The sequence below is a fragment of the Kitasatospora putterlickiae genome, from assembly GCF_039527695.1.
Taxonomy (GTDB): Bacteria; Actinomycetota; Actinomycetes; order Streptomycetales; family Streptomycetaceae; genus Kitasatospora; species Kitasatospora putterlickiae.
In genome coordinates, this window is the sequence record NZ_BAAAKJ010000183.1 from 43,535 (window position 1) to 46,376 (window position 2,842).

Sequence of the window (2,842 nt, forward strand, 5' to 3'; positions counted from 1 at the left end):
GTTTCACGTGAAACACACCGGCCCCGGCCGTTGTACGAGTGTCAGGGCGCTCAGTCGCGCCGGTGCCGGCCGCCGCCGGCCTGGACGGTCTCGCCGCCCTCTCCGGCCTGCGCGCCGCCCGCCTTCCGCTTCTTGCGCTCGCGCAGCACCTCGACGATCATCGGCGAGATCGAGAGCAGCACGATCAGCAGCACCGCCGGGATCAGGTACTTGTCGATCACCGGGGCGAGCGCGTCGCCGAAGAAGTAGCCGATCAGCAGCATCGACTCGGTCCACAGGACGCCGCCGACCACGTTCCAGAGGAAGAAGGTCTTGGCCGGCATCTCCAGGGTGCCCGCGACCGGGTTCAGGAAGGTCCGGACGATCGGCATGAAGCGGGCGAGCACCACGGCCTTGCCCGGGCCGAAGCGGTTGAAGTACTCCTCGGCCTTCAGCACGTACTCGCGCTTGAAGATCTTCGATTCGGGCTTGTCGAACATCTTCGGCCCGACCTTCACGCCGATCTGGTGCCCGAGCTGGGCGCCGGCGATCGCCGCGATCGGGGCCCCGATCAGCAGGGTCGCGATCGGCAGCCGCGCACCGTCGCCGAGGACCGACGAAGCGGCGCTCGAAGAGGCCACACCCGCGATGATGAGCAGCGAGTCACCCGGGAAGAAGAACCCGACCAGGAGGCCGGTCTCCGCGAAGATGATCGCGATCAGCCCGATGGCACCGAGGGACGAGATCAGTGATTTGGCGTCGAGCAGATTGACGGCCAGCTGGTTGTAGTCCACAGGGCGCAGGATAGCGGGCCCGCCTTGACGGGGCCTCGCCCCAGGGGCCGGGCGCCCGCCGTCCCGACTGGCGGGCCGCATGGTGGAGCCGGTGGGCGTTCTGGGAAGATGGCACCGGCGTCCGGCCCGCAGTGGCGAACTCCCTCATCGCCGCCCTGCGGCCGCTGCCTCGAACCTTGGTACCGGTCCGCCGCACCGCAGAGCCGCGACCGGCCCCGGTACCCCGGAGTCGTCACAAGGCGTACACAGCGTCGGACAGCACCGTCCGTACGCCGCAAACCCACAGGAGCGGATTCGCATGGCCATCGCAACTCCCGAGGTCTACAACGAGATGCTGGACCGGGCCAAGGCGGGCAAGTTCGCCTACCCGGCGATCAACGTGACCTCGTCGCAGACCCTGCACGCCGCGCTGCGTGGCTTCGCCGAGGCCGAGAGCGACGGCATCATCCAGATCTCCACCGGCGGCGCGGAGTTCCTGGGCGGCCAGCACAACAAGGACATGGTGACCGGCGCCGTCGCGCTCGCCGAGTTCGCGCACATCGTCGCCGCCAAGTACGACGTCACCGTCGCGCTGCACACCGACCACTGCCCCAAGGACAAGCTGGACGGCTACGTCCGCCCGCTGCTGGCGGTGTCGGCCGAGCGCGTGGCCAAGGGGCAGAACCCGCTCTTCCAGTCGCACATGTGGGACGGCTCCGCCGAGACCCTGAGCGACAACCTGGCGATCGCCCAGGAGCTGCTCGCCCAGGCCGCCGCCGCCAAGATCATCCTTGAGGTCGAGATCACCCCGACCGGCGGCGAGGAGGACGGTGTCACGCACGAGATCAACGACGAGCTGTACACCACCGTCAACGACGCCGTCCGCACCGCCGAGGCGCTGGGCCTGGGCGAGAAGGGCCGCTACCTGCTGGCCGCCTCCTTCGGCAACGTGCACGGCGTCTACAAGCCGGGCAACGTCGTGCTGAAGCCGGGGCTGCTGCGCGAGCTGCAGGACGCGATCGGCAAGCAGTACGGCAAGACCGACCCGTTCGACTTCGTCTTCCACGGCGGCTCCGGCTCCAGCACCGAGGAGATCGCCACCGCGCTGGAGAACGGCGTCGTGAAGATGAACCTGGACACCGACACCCAGTACGCCTTCACCCGCCCGGTCGCCGGCCACATGTTCGCCAACTACGACGGCGTGCTGAAGGTCGACGGCGAGGTCGGCAAGAAGAACACCTACGACCCGCGCACCTGGGGCAAGCTGGCCGAGGCCGGCATGGCCTCCCGCGTGGTCGAGGCCGCCCAGCAGCTGCGTTCGGCCGGCAACCGCCTGAAGTAGGGCCCGCGTCCCGCACCAGGTCCTGTGTCCATGCCCCCCGGTGGTTCACTGGGGGGCATGAGCATTCACGAGAACCTCCTCGGGGGTCCGCCCCCGACGCACCTGCCCGCCGAGCCCGCTCCGCTGGAGCTGCTGGCCGGCGGCGCCTCCCCGGCCGAGGTCGCGGCGAAGTTCCCGACCTCCTCGTTGGCCTGGGCGCAGCTCGCCGACGACGCCTACGCGGCCGGCCGGGTCGTGGAGTCCTACGCCTACGCCCGCACCGGCTACCACCGCGGACTGGACGCGCTGCGGCGCAGCGGCTGGAAGGGCCACGGCCCGGTGCCGTGGGAGCACGAGCCGAACCGCGGCTTCCTGCGGGCGCTGCACGCGCTCGGCCGGGCCGCCGCCGCGATCGAGGAGAAGGAGGAGGCGGAGCGCTGCACGCAGTTCCTGCGGGACAGCTCGCCGACCGCCGCCGCCACCCTGGGCTGACCCCCCGGTCCTGGTGACCGGACCACCCGCCCGCACCGCCTCCGGTGCCCGGACACGGGCGCCGGGGGCGGTTTTCCGTGCGTTCGGCGCGTTCCGTGCCCCGCTGCTCCGTGGACACGCACCGCTCCGCCGTGCCAGGGTGGGCCCCGCGAGGGGGAGCGCACGTCAGTTCGAGGGTTCGCGGCCCCACCGGTCGACAGAGAGCCCCAGCGTGCCCGCACCAAGCCCCGCCCGCCGATCCCGTACCGCGGCACGCCCCGCGGCCCGCCCGGCCCGC

3 protein-coding genes are annotated in these 2,842 nt (G+C 71.1%); 2 read left to right on the top strand and 1 reads right to left on the bottom strand.

From position 1 onward, the window contains the following. Window positions 1-50: 50 nt before the first annotated feature. A complete protein-coding gene (locus tag ABD308_RS18430; protein WP_344335785.1) occupies window positions 51-773 on the bottom strand; it encodes a DedA family protein in 723 nt (240 codons plus the stop codon). Window positions 774-1,071: 298 nt separating this feature from the next. On the opposite strand from ABD308_RS18430, the gene fbaA reads away from it, so the two are divergent. Both fbaA and ABD308_RS18440 read left to right on the top strand, forming a co-directional pair. Continuing rightward, window positions 1,072-2,094 carry a class II fructose-bisphosphate aldolase gene (gene fbaA, locus ABD308_RS18435; RefSeq protein ID WP_344335788.1) on the top strand — a complete coding sequence of 341 codons (1,023 nt, stop codon included), beginning with the start codon at window positions 1,072-1,074 and terminating at the stop codon, window positions 2,092-2,094. A gap of 57 nt (window positions 2,095-2,151) precedes the next feature. Then, entirely contained in the window at window positions 2,152-2,565 is a 414-nt protein-coding gene (locus ABD308_RS18440) for a DUF3151 domain-containing protein (protein ID WP_344335791.1), read from the top strand. Window positions 2,566-2,842: the final 277 nt, after the last annotated feature.

What these genes read in the sequence shown, in the direction of transcription:
- fbaA (WP_344335788.1), top strand. Translation starts at nt 1,072, where the DNA reads ATGGCCATCGCAACTCCCGAGGTCTACAACGAGATGCTGGACCGGGCC.
- ABD308_RS18440 (WP_344335791.1), top strand. Translation starts at nt 2,152, where the DNA reads ATGAGCATTCACGAGAACCTCCTCGGGGGTCCGCCCCCGACGCACCTG.